Origin of the sequence: Micromonospora alfalfae (assembly GCF_022230925.1) — a bacterium.
GTDB classification, from domain to species: domain Bacteria; phylum Actinomycetota; class Actinomycetes; order Mycobacteriales; family Micromonosporaceae; genus Micromonospora; species Micromonospora alfalfae.
Genome location: NZ_JAKKFH010000036.1, coordinates 19,399 through 33,908 on the forward strand (window position 1 = coordinate 19,399; position 14,510 = coordinate 33,908).

The window sequence follows — 14,510 nt, forward strand, 5'->3', positions numbered from 1 at the left end:
CCACGGGCGAGGATCGGGCCCGGGCCGGCGGCCCGCTCAGGCCAGCTCGAACAGGACGGTACGGGCCGCCGGGTCGGCGGTGACGAGGCGGACCCGGACCCGTTCGCCGAGCGGCAGTTGGCCGAGGCAGCGGGCGCGTACCGGCGGGGCGTCCAGCGCGACGGTGCCGCCGGGCGGGCGGGGCCGGGACTTGCCGTTGGGCGGGGCGTCGACGTCGAGGACGGCCGCGTCGAAGGTCTCCCCCACCCGGTGCTCCAGCACCGCCGCCTCGGCCAACTCGACGGCGCCACGTGCGCCCGCCGAGGCGACCCGGTCGGTGCTCGCCATCACCTCGGGCAGCCGGGGCAACGCGGCGCGGGCCCAGTCGGGCACCGCCTGGCCCGCGTGCAGGGCCAGGCAGACCTCTGTGGCGTACCGGTCGGCCAGCCGCCGCAACGGCGCCGTCACGTGGGCGTACGCGGCCGCCACGCCACCATGTTCCGGCTGCTCCGGCAGCTCCCCGTCGAAGGCGGTGTACGCGGCACCGCGCATCAGCTCGGCCGCCTGGTCGATGAACGCGGCGGCGCGCGGCTGGGCGGCGTCCAGACCGGCGATGACCTGCCCCGGGCCCACGTCGTCCGGCCAGTGCACGCCCAGCGGCGCGGCGGCGGCCCGGAGCCGCTGCACCGCCTCCGGCTTGGGCGCCGGCATCGTCCGCAGCAGACCCACCCGGCCGGCCAGCATGATGTCGGCGGCAGCCATCCCGGTCAGCAGGGAGATCTGCGCGTTGTGTTCTTCCATCGGCACCGGCGCGCGCAGCACCAGCCGCCAGCCCTCACCGTCGGGCTCCAGATCCTGCTCGGGCAGCGGCAGGTTGATGGCGCCCCGGCCCAGCCCACGGGCGGTCAGTCGGTCGCCGATCTCCGGCAGCAGCGCGATCGGGTCGGGTAGCCGGCCGGCCTCGGCTGCCGCCTGCACCCCGGTGTAGTCCAGTTTGGCGCGGCTGCGGACCAGTGCGCGTTCCAGCTCGACGGCGACGGTGCCGCCGTCGGCGTCCAGGTCGATGGTCCAGACCACAGCGGCCCGGTCGTCGTCGGGCAGCAGGCTGGCCGCCCCCTCGCTGAGGGTGTGCGGGTGCAGCGGCACGTTGCCGTCGGGCAGGTAGATGGTCTGCCCCCGCCGCCAGGTCTCCGCCTCCAACGCCCCACCCGGTGTGACGTGCGCGGCGACGTCGGCGATCGCGTACCGCACCCGGTAGCCCCCACCGGGGCGGCGGCTGAGGTGCATCGCCTGGTCCAGGTCCCGCGAGGTGGCGGGGTCGACAGTGACGAACGGGATGTCGGTGCGGTCGACGGGCGGCTGCGGCGGTGCCGCAGCCGCCTTGTCGGCTTCACGCTGGGCGTCGGCCGGGAACTCCTCGGGCAGGCCGAGCTCGCGGCGCAACGCGCCGAAGTCGATGCGGGGCGCGAGTACGCGTCGAATGACCACGGGTCAATCCTGACAGCGCCACGGGTGATCCGCTTCCGGTGACCGGCCGAAAATCCGCCCGGTGAGGGGATGCTCCGCGTTCAGCCGGTCGCCTTGCGGGCTGCGCTGCGGGCCCCCCTGGGGGCGGTGGCTCGGGCGGCGACCGGGCGGGCCGGAGACTTACGGGCGGTCACCTTGCGGGCCGGCGCCTTGGCCGCGACGGTCTTCTTCGCCGGGGCCTTCTTCGCCGCCGCCTTGCGGGCAGTGGTCGACGAGGTACCCGTCACCTTCGCAGCGGGGGCCTTCTTGGCCGGAGCCTTGCGCGCGCCGCCGCTGGGGCGGGTGGACGCTGTCTTCTTCGCCGCTGCCGTCTTCTTCGTCGCTGTCTTCTTGGCGGCGGACGCCTTGGTCGCCACCTTCCGCGCCGGGGCCTTCGCCGCGCTGGTGGTCTTGCGCGCCGATGCCTTCGCCGCGGTGGTGGTCTTGCGCGCCGGAGCCTTCGCCGCGGCGGTGGTCTTGCGCGCCGGGGCCTTCGCCGCGGCGGTGGTCTTCTTCGCCGCGCTGGCGGTGGTCTTCTTCGCCGCGCTCACCGTCTTCTTCGTCGTACCGGTGGTCTTCTTCGCGGCGGTGGTGGTCCTGCGCGCGGTGGACGCCGGGGCCCGCTTGGCGGCGGTGGTCGTCTTGCGGGTGGTGGTCGAGGCCTTCGCGGGGGCCTTCTTGGCCGCGGCGGTGGTCTTGGTGGTGGCCTTCTTCGCGGGGGCCTTCGTGGCCGCGGTGGTGGTCTTCTTGGCCGGAGCGCGGCCCGCCCCGCCGGCGGCCTTGCGGGCCGGCGCCTTCGCGGCAGCCGCGGTGGACTTGCGCACGGGGGTGGTCCGGCTCGCCGCCGTGTTCCGCTCCGCCGCGGCGGTCTTCTTCGCGGTGGTGCGTCGGGCGGCCGGGCGCTTGGTGGCCTGCTGTGCTTCGGCCATCGTGGTTCCCTCCTCGGGGGACGTGCTCTCGCGTGCGTCCTCGCGGAGCACGGAATACCTCGGCGCGAGCCCGTCCCGCGCCGCCTATCTGTCGTCCCCGGCCCAACGAGCGTCCTCGGCATCCCACGCCTCGTTTCGCTCCTGCACTCGTTGCAGGGCGTTCTCCGCGTCGGCTGCCGAGTCGTACGGGCCGAGAACGTGCTTCGCCGGACACACGTTGGCGTCCGTCTCGACCCGGTGATGCCGGGTGCACCAGTAGAACTGCCCACCACGTTCGCTGTCGCTCATGGGAATCACTGTGCACCGCGAACCGGCCGGCCGCCACCGGATCGCACAAGTCGCCGACGATCTCCACAGTAGATATGCATTGCGTTCGTCGGGCCGAAATGGCGAAACGCGTGGGACTGGAACTCCAGAAGATGCGCAGGTGAGCATCACTGCTGGGCACATCTATGATCGCCGGATGGCGACACCGGACTACATCGTGGGGCTGCGCAAGCACGTCGGCCACGACCTGCTCTGGCTGCCGAGCGTCAGCGCGGTGGTCCGCAACGACGCCGGTGAGCTGCTGCTCGGCCAGCGTGCCGACGACGGGCGCTGGTCGGTGATCAGCGGTTTCGTCGAGCCGGGCGAGCAGCCGGCCACAGCGCTGGTCCGGGAGGTGCGTGAGGAGACGGGCCTTGAGGTGGCGCCGGTGCGGATGTCCAGCGCCGTGTCACACCCGCACACGTACCCGAACGGGGACCGCTGCGAATACCTCAACCTGGGGTTCCTGTGCCGGTTGGTGGCCGGCACGGCCCGCGTCAACGACGACGAGTCGCTGGCCGTGCGGTGGTTTCCACTGGACCGGCTGCCCGAGCTGGACAGGCACGCCCTGCTGGTCATCGCGTACGCGTTGCGCGAGAACCAGCTGGCCGGTTACCTGGAGCCGGGTACGACGTGGGACGACGTACCCGACTGAGGTTCACACCGGGGTCGGCGCGAGGGCCAGCGGCGCGACGGGCGCCGACCGGGCCGCCCGGATGGCGTACGCGAACGCGTACGGCGTGCAGGCCAGGTAGAACATCGGCTCCAGCAACAACTGGTCGGTGATCAGGAAGATCTCCCACGACGTGGGGCGGGGAAGGCCGAAGTTCCAGTCGGTCCAGCAGACCAGGAGCCACAACGGCGCGGAGATCCGGTCGACGCTGTCCGGTGTCATCGCGTCGGCCGGAACGGTGCCGGGTCCCGGAATGGTCTGGAGTACGAAGAGAATCACGGCCAGGTCGGCCGCGACGAGCGCGCCGACGAGGCCAACCAACCAGGCGACGCCGACCCGACCCCGGGCGACGAGGCTCGCCGCAGCCCAGAGGGCCAGCGTCAGGCCAGCCAACCAGAGCAGCAGACCGGGTACGAAGCTGCCGAAGACATTGCCGTTGATGACGGACATGAGCCCGAGTGCGGCCACACCGACGGGCAGCACCACGCCGAGCGCGATGCGCAGCGGGCCCTTCAGTGCGGTGTGCCGGGCCGACCGTGACGTGTACTTCGCCAACAGCACCGCGAAGCCGACGGTCAGCGTCGACCAGAGCGGCAACTGCGCCGCTGTCGACCAGCTCACTCGCATCGACAGCAAGTTGTAGACCTGACTCATGGCCAGCGCGCTGACGACCACGATCCCGACGCAGGCGAGCGGGGCCAGCAGCAGGGCGGCGGCGGTACGGCGGGCCCGCCGATGCATCATGCTACGGTCGAGAAGCGGGGCGCCGGCCCGGCTCACGGCCAGGCTCATGGCGAAGCCGACCATCTTCGTCCAGCGACCGCTCTCGGCGAGAACGTGCAGCTCGGCGGCCCATTCGCGGCGCAGGTCGTCGCGGACGTCGGTTGGCCAGCGGCGCGCGGCCCACTCCAGCAACAGCTCGACGATCCGTCGGGTCACCATGCCGGCGCTCCGATTGCTCCCGTTGTCCTCACTCGTTCGCCGCTCGAGGACCCCGATGACGCTTTCCGCTCGCCTTGTATGTCCAGCCCGTGGCGCTGCGCGTCTGGACCAGAGCGACCGGCGCGGTGGGCGCGGACCGGGCCGCCCGGATGGTGTAAGCGAGCGCGTACGGCGTGCAGGCCAGGTAGAGCATGGGCTCTATCAACACCCGGTTGGTGATCAGGAAGATCTCCCACTCGATCGGCCGGGGCAGGCCGAAGTTCCAGTCCGTCCAGCAGGCGAAGAGCCACAACGGCGCGGAGATCGGGTCGACGCGCTCCCGTGCCTCGATCGTCGGCCCAGCGCCGAATCCGGCGGGGTACGCGTCGACGATGACGAGGATCACCGCGAGGTCCGCGGCGACGAGTGCGCCGAGGACGCCCACCCACCAGGCGGCGCGGACGCGACCCCGGGCGGCGAGGTTCGCCGCGGCCCAGAGCGTGAGGGTCAGGCCGGCCAACCAGAGCAGCAGACCGGGTACGGCGTCGGCCAGGCCCTCGGCGTTGACGACGTACCTGAAGTTGACGACGTACACGAACAGGATGACGGCCGCACCGACCGGGAGCACCACGCCGAGCGCGATACGCAGTGGGCCGTCGAGTGCGTTGTGCCGGGCCCAGCGGGCGGCGAACACCGCCAGCACGACCGCCAGCACGATGGTGAACGCCGCCCAGATGGGCCTCTGCGCCCGCTCCACCCAACTCGCCCGCACCAGCAACGAGTCGACGGAGAACAGCGCCAACACACCGAGGGCCACGATCCCGACGCAGGCGATCGGGGACAGCAGTAGCGCGGCGACGGTGCGACCGGTCCGAGCACGCAGCACTGTGCGGTCGACGATCGGGGCGCCGGCGCGACTGACCGCCAGGCTCACCGCGAAGCCGACCATCTTCGTCCGGCGGCCGCTCTCGGCGAGCACGTGCAGCTCGGCGGCCCACTCGCGGCGCAGGTCGTCGCGAACCTCGGCCGGCCAGCGGCGCGCTGCCAACTCCAACAGCAGCTCGACAACCCGGCGGGTCACCACGCCGGTGCTCCGGTGGGCTCGGTGCCGCCCCACGAGCGACGGCCGCCGTCGGGGATCGCGGCCCGCAGGTCGGCGAGCGCCTGCCGGGCCTGCGTCACACCGACGGCGGTCAGTCGGTAGTAGCGGCGGGCCGGCCGGCCGGCCGCGACGGGATCGATCGCCTCCCAGTCGGCGGCCAGCCAGCCGGCCCCCTGCAAGCGGTGCAGCACCGGGTAGAGGGTGCCGCTGGGCAGGCCGGTCATTCGCATCAGGTCGAGCCCGTAGCGCTGCTCGTCGGGCTCGGCGAGCAGCGCCGCGAGCACCTTCGCGACCGGAATGGTCATCCGCATCCGGCCACTGTATCGGAACTCTACATAGGGGTGGGTACCCGTTCGACGGGAATCCACAGCTCGGCGTCCGCCTGGGTGCCGTCCGCCGACACCCGGACCCGGGAGATCTCCGGTCCAGGTCGGCTGCGGTACGGGTTGGACGGAAACCACTGGGTGAACACGTCACGCCACAGGAACTGCACCGCCTGCGGAAACGCACCGGACGTGGTGAACACCGCCCACGACCCCGCCTGCACCGGCAACGCGTCAAGGTCCTCCGGTGGCACGACGCTGGTCACCACCCCGTGCCAGTAGTCCAGCTCGGTGCCCTCCTGCCGACTGTCGGCGAGGTTGTCGCTGACGTTGACGATTCCCTTCGGCTCCTGATCGGAGAGCGCCTCGATCCGCTCTGTCGTCTCCTTGTCGATGCTCCGGATGAACGCGACGATCGCCGGGTTCATCCCCTCGTGCACCAGCGGGACCCGGGCCTTGCGCCCCACCAGCGCGAACGCGTCCTTGTCGACGATCCGGTACTCCATGCTGCCGCTCCCTTCGACTGTGAGTCGGAAGGACATCCGGGGCTGGGCTCGCAGCGCTGCCCCCGTACGCCGAGCTTCTCCGGGGCCCACGCCGTGCACGGCGTGGAACGCCCGGGCGAACGCCTCCGCCGAGCCGTAGCCGTGGTGCACCGCGACGTCGAGCAACGTCCGCTCCCCCGCCAGCACGTCCGCACCGGCGACGGTGAGCCGACGCCGACGGATGTACTCCGACAGCGGCATCCCGGCCAGCGCGGAGAACAGCCGCCGGAAGTGGTACTCCGACGTCAGCGCGATCCGCGCCAGCTCGGCCACCTCGATCTTCTGGTCGAGGTGGCGCTCGATGTACGCCATGGCCTCGTTGAGCCGATCCAGCACCCGGGCCTCCTTCCCTTTCCAGCACCGACGTTAGGTCGCGGGGCCGGTGGCCCACCCGACATCCGATGCCCGCATCGGTCGGGTGCGGCCGCACCGATCGTCATGTCGTAGCTTTGCTTCCCGAGGAGGTCGACGTGGCCGAGTATCCGCAGGACGTCGTGCAGCGCTTCCACGGCACCCCCGAGCAGGTCGACGCCGGCCTGGTCGGCGAGCCGCCACGGACCTGGGCGTCAGTCGTCATCGAGGAGTACGACAGGGCCTGGGCGCAGCGATTCGTCGCCCTCCGCACGTCGATCGTCGAGGCGCTGGGCGACCTGGCCCTCGCTGTGGAACACGTGGGGTCCACGGCGGTGCCGGGGCTGGCGGCCAAGCCGATCATCGACATCGACCTCATCGTCGAGGACACCGCCGAGGAGGCCGCCTACCTCCCCGCGCTGGAGCGGCTCGGGTACCGGCTCGTCCTGCGCGAGCCCTGGTGGCACGGGCATCGGATGCTCGTCAGCCCCGGCGAGGACGTCAACCTGCACGTCTGGCCGCCGGGTGCGCCGGAACCCGTCCGGCACCGGCTCTTCCGCGACTGGCTGCGTTCGCATCCGCACGACCGTGAGCGGTACGCCGCGGCCAAGCGCCGCCTCGCCCGGGACACCGCGCACCAGCCCCGCGACTACAGCCTCGCGAAGAACGACGTCATCGACGAGATCTACGCGCGCATCTTCGCCGCCTGACGCCCCGCGCAGTCGGCGGCAACACGTAGATCTTGGACAGTTTCCGTTATCAGCTAACGGAAACTGTCCAAGATCTGGCCGCGGGCCGCGGGCCGGCGGCCGGCCGCCGCCGGCCGCCGGCCGGGCAGTCGACATTGTCCGGAAAAGCGCCTTGACCCTGACACGGTGGCGGGCTGGAGACTGGCTCCATGGACCTTGATGACTACCGGGGACACTCCCCCTACAGCGACCCCGGGCGGCACGGCGGGCTCCTCGACGCCGTGGCCTCCGACGTCCCCACAGTCGCCGCGACCGCCCGCAACGTGATCGTCCACTACCGGGCCGGCGGCGTCGACCTGCCTGTCGACCGGCTGGACGAGGTGAACCACCGCTGGGTGGACCGCGTCCTCGACACCGACCAGTCCCGCTTTCCCCTGCCGCTGAGCGCTGAGCGCCCGGCCGTGGACCGGGTGGCCGGCTGCTGCCGGGACCACACGCTGCTATCGATCGCGATCCTCCGTCAGCACGGCATTCCCAGCCGCAGCCGGGTCGGCTTCGCCTCCTACTTCACTCCCGGCTGGCACCACGATCACGTGGTGATGGAGTACTGGAACGGCGAGCGCTGGGTCTGGGCCGACCCGGAGCTCGACCCGGCCGGCGACTGGCGGTTCGACGGCTACGACATCGACCCGGGGGCGGGGCTCTTCGACTCGGCGGCGCGGGTGTGGTCGGCGTACCGGGCCGGGACGATCGATCCCGACGTCTACGGCGTGGCCCCCGGCCTGCCGGTCCACGGCGCCTGGTTCATCTACAACTACGTCCTGCACGAACTGGCCCATCGGCTGAAGGACGAGCTGCTGCTGTGGGACAGCTTCGGCGCGATGACCGACGACCTCGCCGCCGCCGACCTCACGCTCGCCGATGAGATCGCCGCCCTGCTGCTCGAAGCCGACGACGGCGACGAGGCGGCGGAGAAGGCGCTCGCCGCAAGGTACGCGACCGACACTCGCCTGCGTCCCGGCGCTCAAATACGCAGCTTCTCACCGGTCTCCGGCACTGTGCGCACTGTCGATCTGCGTATCAGCCGAAGGTGAAGGCGTACGCCTGGGCACCCGGCTCGCCGAACGTGATCTCCAGGGTCCGCTCACGGACCGGGCCGTCCTGGCGGACGAGCTGGTAGAGCCGGCCGTCCTGGAGTACGCCGTTGCCGTCCTCGTCGACATCGACGCCGTGTGACGGGCCGGGAGCGTCACCGTCGAGGAGTACCCGGAACGGAATCGACGCTCCCACCCCGGCGGCCAGCACGAGGTGCGCGTCGCGGGCGTGGAACCGGAAGGCGATGCTGCCGCCGGCCCGGTCCAACACGACGTTGTCCGACCCGATCGTCCACTCCCCCGCCAGCGCCCACTGGTTGAGGCCGAGGCTCTCCGGCACCTGGTAGGCGCGGCGTTCGTCGAGCGCCGGACCGTTCGGCGACGCGAAGTGTTCGCCGCGACTGAAGCCGAGGTACGTCTCGGGCGTGCGCAGGTTGTCCCAGTCGGCCTCTGCCTCCGGGCCGATCCCTTTGACGGGTACGGGTTCGCGCTCGATGCCGAGCAGGTGCTGGAGCATCCGCTCGGACTGCTCGTAGCGCCCCTCGCCGAAGTGTTCGTCGCGGATGACGCCGTCGGTGTCGACGAAGTAGAGCGCCGGCCAGTAGTGGTTGTCGAACGCGCTCCAGATCGTGTAGTCGTTGTCGACCGCCACCGGGTAGTCGATCGATCGGTCCGCCACCGCGCGGCGCACCCGGTCGACCTCGTGCTCGAACGGAAACTCCGGCGTGTGCACCCCGATGACGACCAGCCCGTCATCGCTGTAGGCCTGCGACCAGGCCCGCACGTACGGCTCCTGGCGCAACCAGTTGATGCAGGTCAGCGTCCAGAAGTTGACCAGGACGACGCGCCCACCCAGGTCGGCGGGGCCGAGTGGCTCGGAGTTGAGCCACTCGGCCGCCCCGTTCAGCGGGGGCAGGTGCACGCCCATCTAGCGCAGCGACCGGAAGGCGGTACGAAGCTCTTCGGAGAAGATCTTCGGCTGTTCCCAGGCCGCGAAGTGCCCGCCCACGTCGAGCTTGTTGTAGTAGATGAGGTTGGAGTACGCCTGCTCGGCCCAGCTCTGCGGCGCCTCGTACAGCTCGTCGGGGAAGACGCTCACGGCGACCGGGACCTTCACGCCCTTGGCGGCGAAGAACGAGAGCTTGTTCTCCGCGTACAGCCGGGACGCGGAGATCGCCGTGTTCGTCAACCAGTAGAGCGAGATGTTGTCCAGGATGTCGTCGCGGGTGAGGCCCGCTTTGGCCCCGTCGAAGACCTGCGAGATCAGGGCCAGACTCTTCGCGTCGTGGTCGAGCAGGAACGACGCCAGGCCGACCGGAGAATCCGCCAGCCCGGTCAGCGTCTGCGGACGTGTCGCCATCATGAGGGCGTAGGCGACGTGTTTCCAGACGTAGTTGGCTTCCTCGGCGGCACGCATTTCGTCGTCGGAGAGCCCTGCTGGCAGCGAGCCCATGGCGTTGTTCGCGCCGGTGGTGTCGCCCTGGAACAACAGGTCGATCTCGGGTGGGATCGCACCGGGCATGTTGGTGTGGATGCCCAGCAGTTCCGGGGGCGCCTGAATGCCCATCTGGTCGACGATGACAGCACCCCAGTCGCCGCCCTGCGCGACGAACCTGTTGTAGCCGAGCCGTTTCATCAGCTCGGTCCAGGCGGTCGCGATCTTCTGCGGGTTCCACCCGGACTCGGTCGGCTTGCCGGAGAAGCCGTGGCCGGGCAGCGACGGGATGACCAGGTGGAAGGCGTCCGACGCGCTTCCGCCGTGCGCCGTCGGGTCGGTGAGCGGCTCGATGATCTTCATTTGCTCGATCACCGAGCCCGGCCACCCGTGGGTGACGATGAGCGGCAGCGCTTCCTCGTGCTTCGAGCGCACGTGGATGAAGTGGATGTCCACTCCGTCGATGGTGGTCATGAACTGCGGTACGGCGTTCAGCCGCGCCTCGACCTTGCGCCAGTCGTACTCTTTTTCCCAATAGCGGGCGACGGCCTGAATGGTCGCGAGTGGCACGCCCTGCGACTGGTCGTCCACCGTTTCCTTGTCCGGCCAGCGGGTGGCCTTGATGCGCCTCTTCAGGTCATCGAGGTCGGCCTGCGGAATGTCGACCGAGAAAGGCCGAATCTCCGTGGTGCCCGGACGAGTCTTGGTTGTGACAGCCATGCGTGTTTCCTCTCCGTCTCGGTTTGCGCCTCGCGAGGAGAAATCATGGGTGAAAGGCTCTGCCCGGACTTGTGTGCCAACGATGGGCACGCCGCCGCCATATCTCGGAGCCTAGAACGCCGCACCGGCTGCTCGTGGCGATACGAGCAGCCCTCTCACGTGTCAGCTCCGGGGGCCGCCACGGCGTGTTCGGCGGCGCGACTGACCTGCTCCCAGCTCGCCCAGGTGTCCATCCGTCGACGGGCGATGTCGAACGCCAGGTCGTACACCATGCTGCCGAGCAGGAGCCGCAGCGGCGGCTCGTCGCTGTCGACAAGGCGCAGCAGCGCGTCGGCGGCGAGCCGCGGTTCGCTGTCGATCGAGCCTTCCGCCCACTGGCGCTCCAACTCGGCACGCAGTGGGGCGTAGGCGTCCATCGGGGTGGTGGCGCGCACGCTGGTGTAGAGGTCGGTCCAGTATCCGCCCGGCTGCACGATGCTGACAGTGATGTCGAAGGCCGCCGCCTCCATCGCCAGCGCCTCGCTCATGCCCTCCAGGGCGAACTTGCTCGCGCTGTACAGGCCGGTGCTCGGGAAGCCGGCGAGCGCGGCGATGCTGGAGACCTGCACGATGTGGCCGGAACGTTGGGCGCGCAGGTGCGGCAGCACTGCCTGACTGACCCAGAGCGCGCCGAAGAGGTTGACCTCGAACTGGGCGCGCGCCTCGGCCTCGGTGAACTCTTCGATCATGCCCATGGACAGGGTGCCGGCGTTGTTGATGACGATGTCGAGCCGGCCGAAGTGCTCGACGGCGGTGGTCACGGCGGCGATGACCGCGGCGCGGTCGGTCACGTCGAGGGTCAGGGCCAGCAGCCGGTCGGCGTACTTCTCGTCGAAGTCGGCCTGGTTGATGGTGCGGGCGGCGGCGACCACCCGGTCACCCCGGTCGAGCGCGGCGTCGGCGAAGGCGCGGCCCAGGCCGCGGCTGGCACCGGTGATGAACCAGGTACGCATGTGTTCTCCAAGCGTTTCAAGACGAGACGGTCCGTCTCGTGATGTGCCGAGACTAGGGCCGCCACAGCATCGCCGTCAAGACGAGACGGTTCGTCTCGTAGGCTGATATCCTTCTGCCCATGACGCCCAACACGGCCCGCCGGAGAGAGACCTCCCGACGCGCCATCCTCACCGCGGCCTTCGACCTGCTTCAGGAAATGGGGTACGCGAAGCTCAGCATCGAGGGCATCGCCGCGCGGGCCGGCGTCGGCAAACAGACCATCTACCGCTGGTGGCCGTCGAAGGGCGCTGTCATCTTCGACGCCTTCCTCATGCTCAGCGAGGCCACCGAGGGTGGTCCGCCGACGCTGCCGGACACCGGCGACCTGGCGGCGGACCTGACAGTGGTGCTGCACGCGACTGTCGAGGAGATGAACGACCCCCGGTACGAGCAACCGATGCGCGCGCTGGCCACCGAGATCGCGCTCGACCCCGTGCTGGCAGCGGCGTATGCCGAACGGTTGGACGGGCCGTTGAAGGAGGCGAAGCGGCAGCGCCTGCGCAGCGCCCAGCGGGCAGGCCAGATCGCCGAGGACGTCGACCTCGCCGTGGCGGTGGACATGATCTGGGGGCCGATACTCAACCGGTGGCTGCACCGCAGCGGCCCGCTCACCGCCGAGTACGCCGACCTCGTCGTCGCCACCGCCCTCAACGGACTGCGCCCCCGCCGGTCCGGCGAGTGACTAGCCCTGCCGACCCTGACGCGCCGTGCAGATCACGTAGCCCTTGGGGTCGCGCCACGGCCCCGCCTCGGCGGTGAACCAGGCGCGCACCTTCGCGCCGATGGCTCGCGTCAACTCCGGGCGCAGGGCCGAGTCGGGCTCGACGCCGTAGAACGACAGTTGGGCCGCCGCGAACGCGATGACCGGCTCCGGACTGTCGAAGACGAGGGCGTTGTCGAATCGGTGTACGGCGACCGCGCCGAAGGTCAACTCGATCATCTCGGGCAGATTGTCGCTGTTGACCCGCGAGTTGGGCACGACCGGGATGTCGATCCCCGCCGACGTGACCAGCTCGGCGACGAGCGCGCACACCCGAGGTGTCGTGCCGGGGCTGTTCACCACGGCCGCGAAGACTCCGTCCGACCTGAGCACCCGCCGGCACTCGGCCAACGCCCGCCGCACATCCGGAACGTGGTAGAGCATGTGGCGCGCTGTGACGACGTCGAAGGCCGCCGCGCCATACGGCAGGTTCATCGCGTTGCCGAGTTGCGCCGACACGCCTGCGGCGTCAGAGAGCGCGTGTACGGCCGCCGGTGAGGTGTCCAGCCCCACGAGCCGGCCGCGATGGCCCCGCTCCGCGAGATTGCGGAGAAAGGTGCCGGTGCCGCAGCCGACATCGAGCAGATCCGCGTCCCTGGACAGCGACACCGCCTGCCGGACCGTACGTTCGACGTCGTCCGGGACTTCGCTGTAGCGCTGATGTGTCTGGATCCGCGTGGTCAGCGGCTTCAGTGAGAGGTACTCCTGCACATCGGAGATGGAGTGCTTCACCTCGTGCCCCTTTCCTCGGTGGTGACCTGGTTCGACTTCTCAGGACATGCCCGCGTGGCGGAGTGGAAGCGGAGGTCGCGGCCGGCGCCAGGCAACGTGGGCCAGGATGGCAGCGGCGGTCAGAAGCACCACCGCGATGACGATGACGAACCTAGTCGCCGCCACCGGCGCTCTCAACGGACTGCGGCCACGCCGATCCGGCGAGTAACGATCGGTGGGACGGCTTTGCGCTGCCACAGCACGGTGCGGCAACATCAGGCGCCGTGACGGCACCAGGCACGGCCCCCGACAACGACATCCCGGCCGGCGACAACGGCACACCTCGGTCGGGTCGGCGGGTCAGGCACTGGGTGGCCGGCGCCGGGGTCACCGCCCTGGCCGCCGTCCTGGGCATCACCCTCGCCGTCCGGGGTGGCGCCGCCCCGGCCTGCGCCGCGCCGCCGACGGGCAACGCCGTCCACAAGGGAAAGGCCAGCTTCTACGACGCGGGCCGCTCGGGCGGCAACTGCTCCTTCCCCGGCCCGCCGGCGGACCGGCTCTACGTGGCCGTCGGCGCATCTCAGTACTCCGGATCGGCGGCCTGCGGCAGTTACCTGGAGGTGAGCGGCCCGAAGGGCAAGGTCCGGGTCATGGTGATGGACCAGTGCGGCGGCTGCGGACCCAGCAAGATCGACCTCTCCACCGAGGCGTTCACCAAAATCGCCGACCGGTCGCAGGGCATCGCGTCAGTGACGTACCGGGCGGTGGTGAACCCACCGCTCGACGGAGGGCTCACCTTCCGCATGAAGGGCGGCGCCTCGAAATACTGGTTCGCGGTGCAGGTAGGCAACCACGGCAACCCACTCCGCTCGGTCGAGGCGCAGGGGGCCGGCGGCGGCTTTCGCAAGGCCGCCCGGCAGAGCGACAACCACTGGACCATCGAGGGCGGGATCGGCCCCGGGCCGTACAGCATCAGGGTCACCGACGTGTACGGACGCCAGGCGACAGCCACCGGCATCCGCCTGTTCACCAAGCAGGTGCAACGCAGCACGGCCACCCTCGCCAGCGCCTCCCCCACGCCCAGCGGCTCACCCTCGGCCCCGCCGAGCCCCACCATCGCGCCCGCACCGACGCCGACGGAGTCGGCCGCACCGACGGCGACAGTCGAAGCGCTCGCGGGTGCCGCCGCTCCGCTCGACCGCCCCCGCTGCTGACCGAGCCGCAGCGGCGACAAGCAGCCTTGCGTACGACGGGAATCCGCCTCAGCGGAACGCGCGCCCGACAATCGTCAGTAGCGCCCTGAGCAGCACCAGTACGCGGTACACCCCATAAAAGATCCACACGCCGAACATGCCGACGGCGGTGATGATCAGGGCAGGCCCCACGACGGCCGTTTCCGGCACGAGGTCAAGCCGCAGACGGGTCGACAGTGCG

Annotated in this window: 17 protein-coding genes; 5 read left to right on the plus strand and 12 right to left on the minus strand. The window is 70.6% G+C overall.

Translation table 11 applies throughout. From position 1 onward, the window contains the following. Positions 1-36: 36 nt before the first annotated feature. The 3 genes from MED01_RS27540 to MED01_RS27550 all read right to left on the minus strand — a co-directional run bounded on the left by MED01_RS27540 (position 37) and on the right by MED01_RS27550 (position 2,702). A complete protein-coding gene (locus MED01_RS27540) occupies positions 37-1,467 on the minus strand; it encodes an RNB domain-containing ribonuclease (protein ID WP_238671432.1) in 1,431 nt (476 codons plus the stop codon). Between the two features lie 80 nt (positions 1,468-1,547). Then, the gene (locus MED01_RS27545) at positions 1,548-2,414 is read right to left on the minus strand and encodes a histone (RefSeq protein ID WP_238671433.1); all 867 of its coding nucleotides are present in this window, start codon (positions 2,412-2,414) and stop codon (positions 1,548-1,550) included. 84 nt (positions 2,415-2,498) lie between these two features. Further along, positions 2,499-2,702 carry a hypothetical protein gene (locus MED01_RS27550; RefSeq protein ID WP_030330129.1) on the minus strand — a complete coding sequence of 68 codons (204 nt, stop codon included), beginning with the start codon at positions 2,700-2,702 and terminating at the stop codon, positions 2,499-2,501. A gap of 175 nt (positions 2,703-2,877) precedes the next feature. On the opposite strand from MED01_RS27550, the gene MED01_RS27555 reads away from it, so the two are divergent. Next, a complete protein-coding gene (locus MED01_RS27555; protein WP_238671434.1) occupies positions 2,878-3,375 on the plus strand; it encodes an NUDIX hydrolase in 498 nt (165 codons plus the stop codon). A gap of 3 nt (positions 3,376-3,378) precedes the next feature. Here MED01_RS27555 and MED01_RS27560 read toward each other — a convergent pair whose 3' ends face one another. From MED01_RS27560 to MED01_RS27575, 4 genes are read right to left on the minus strand one after another with little or no spacing between them, the layout of a single operon-like run. Further along, a complete protein-coding gene (locus MED01_RS27560; protein ID WP_238671435.1) occupies positions 3,379-4,335 on the minus strand; it encodes a hypothetical protein in 957 nt (318 codons plus the stop codon). Positions 4,336-4,363: 28 nt separating this feature from the next. Then, positions 4,364-5,395 carry a serine/threonine-protein kinase gene (locus MED01_RS27565; protein ID WP_238671436.1) on the minus strand — a complete coding sequence of 344 codons (1,032 nt, stop codon included), beginning with the start codon at positions 5,393-5,395 and terminating at the stop codon, positions 4,364-4,366. Beyond that, positions 5,392-5,727: a PadR family transcriptional regulator gene (locus MED01_RS27570; RefSeq protein WP_112680179.1), complete on the minus strand. Its 336-nt coding sequence runs from the start codon at positions 5,725-5,727 to the stop codon at positions 5,392-5,394. Before MED01_RS27570 ends, MED01_RS27565 begins: the two co-directional genes overlap by 4 nt. Before the next feature lie 20 nt (positions 5,728-5,747). Continuing rightward, complete coding sequence (locus MED01_RS27575) at positions 5,748-6,620, minus strand: AraC family transcriptional regulator (RefSeq protein ID WP_238671437.1); 873 nt, start codon at positions 6,618-6,620, stop codon at positions 5,748-5,750. A gap of 134 nt (positions 6,621-6,754) precedes the next feature. Between MED01_RS27575 and MED01_RS27580 the strand changes: the two genes are divergently transcribed. Both MED01_RS27580 and MED01_RS27585 read left to right on the plus strand, forming a co-directional pair. After that, on the plus strand, positions 6,755-7,345 hold the full coding sequence (locus tag MED01_RS27580; protein ID WP_238671438.1) for a GrpB family protein: 591 nt from the start codon (positions 6,755-6,757) through the stop codon (positions 7,343-7,345). Positions 7,346-7,533: 188 nt separating this feature from the next. Beyond that, a complete protein-coding gene (locus MED01_RS27585) occupies positions 7,534-8,418 on the plus strand; it encodes a transglutaminase domain-containing protein (RefSeq protein WP_238671439.1) in 885 nt (294 codons plus the stop codon). On the opposite strand, the gene MED01_RS27590 is transcribed toward MED01_RS27585, so the two are convergent. The 3 genes from MED01_RS27590 to MED01_RS27600 form a co-directional block, all read right to left on the minus strand. After that, positions 8,405-9,346 (minus strand): redoxin domain-containing protein, encoded by a 942-nt coding sequence (locus tag MED01_RS27590; RefSeq protein WP_238671440.1) that lies wholly within the window; start codon positions 9,344-9,346, stop codon positions 8,405-8,407. The genes MED01_RS27585 and MED01_RS27590 overlap by 14 nt on opposite strands. Further along, the gene (locus tag MED01_RS27595; RefSeq protein ID WP_238671441.1) at positions 9,347-10,573 is read right to left on the minus strand and encodes an epoxide hydrolase family protein; all 1,227 of its coding nucleotides are present in this window, start codon (positions 10,571-10,573) and stop codon (positions 9,347-9,349) included. It lies immediately after the preceding gene. 155 nt (positions 10,574-10,728) lie between these two features. After that, positions 10,729-11,565 carry an SDR family oxidoreductase gene (locus tag MED01_RS27600; RefSeq protein WP_238671442.1) on the minus strand — a complete coding sequence of 279 codons (837 nt, stop codon included), beginning with the start codon at positions 11,563-11,565 and terminating at the stop codon, positions 10,729-10,731. 119 nt (positions 11,566-11,684) lie between these two features. On the opposite strand from MED01_RS27600, the gene MED01_RS27605 reads away from it, so the two are divergent. Then, positions 11,685-12,287, plus strand: a complete 603-nt coding sequence (locus tag MED01_RS27605) for a TetR/AcrR family transcriptional regulator (protein WP_238671443.1) — start codon at positions 11,685-11,687, stop codon at positions 12,285-12,287. Here the strand turns inward: MED01_RS27605 and MED01_RS27610 are convergent, their stop codons facing one another. Then, entirely contained in the window at positions 12,288-13,097 is an 810-nt protein-coding gene (locus MED01_RS27610) for a class I SAM-dependent methyltransferase (RefSeq protein ID WP_308193571.1), read from the minus strand. It abuts the gene before it with no gap. A 263-nt stretch (positions 13,098-13,360) separates the two neighbouring features. On the opposite strand from MED01_RS27610, the gene MED01_RS27615 reads away from it, so the two are divergent. Beyond that, entirely contained in the window at positions 13,361-14,290 is a 930-nt protein-coding gene (locus tag MED01_RS27615) for an expansin EXLX1 family cellulose-binding protein (RefSeq protein WP_238671444.1), read from the plus strand. A gap of 48 nt (positions 14,291-14,338) precedes the next feature. Here the strand turns inward: MED01_RS27615 and MED01_RS27620 are convergent, their stop codons facing one another. Continuing rightward, positions 14,339-14,479, minus strand: coding sequence for a hypothetical protein (locus MED01_RS27620; RefSeq protein ID WP_238671445.1), 141 nt, complete (start codon positions 14,477-14,479; stop codon positions 14,339-14,341). Positions 14,480-14,510 lie beyond the last annotated feature (31 nt).

Coding starts and splice junctions, on each gene's coding strand:
- MED01_RS27545 (WP_238671433.1), bottom strand. CDS start 2,414: ATGGCCGAAGCACAGCAGGCCACCAAGCGCCCGGCCGCCCGACGCACC.
- MED01_RS27550 (WP_030330129.1), bottom strand. CDS start 2,702: ATGAGCGACAGCGAACGTGGTGGGCAGTTCTACTGGTGCACCCGGCAT.
- MED01_RS27555 (WP_238671434.1), top strand. CDS start 2,878: ATGGCGACACCGGACTACATCGTGGGGCTGCGCAAGCACGTCGGCCAC.
- MED01_RS27560 (WP_238671435.1), bottom strand. CDS start 4,335: ATGGTGACCCGACGGATCGTCGAGCTGTTGCTGGAGTGGGCCGCGCGC.
- MED01_RS27570 (WP_112680179.1), bottom strand. CDS start 5,727: ATGCGGATGACCATTCCGGTCGCGAAGGTGCTCGCGGCGCTGCTCGCC.
- MED01_RS27585 (WP_238671439.1), top strand. CDS start 7,534: ATGGACCTTGATGACTACCGGGGACACTCCCCCTACAGCGACCCCGGG.
- MED01_RS27590 (WP_238671440.1), bottom strand. CDS start 9,346: ATGGGCGTGCACCTGCCCCCGCTGAACGGGGCGGCCGAGTGGCTCAAC.
- MED01_RS27595 (WP_238671441.1), bottom strand. CDS start 10,573: ATGGCTGTCACAACCAAGACTCGTCCGGGCACCACGGAGATTCGGCCT.
- MED01_RS27600 (WP_238671442.1), bottom strand. CDS start 11,565: ATGCGTACCTGGTTCATCACCGGTGCCAGCCGCGGCCTGGGCCGCGCC.
- MED01_RS27605 (WP_238671443.1), top strand. CDS start 11,685: ATGACGCCCAACACGGCCCGCCGGAGAGAGACCTCCCGACGCGCCATC.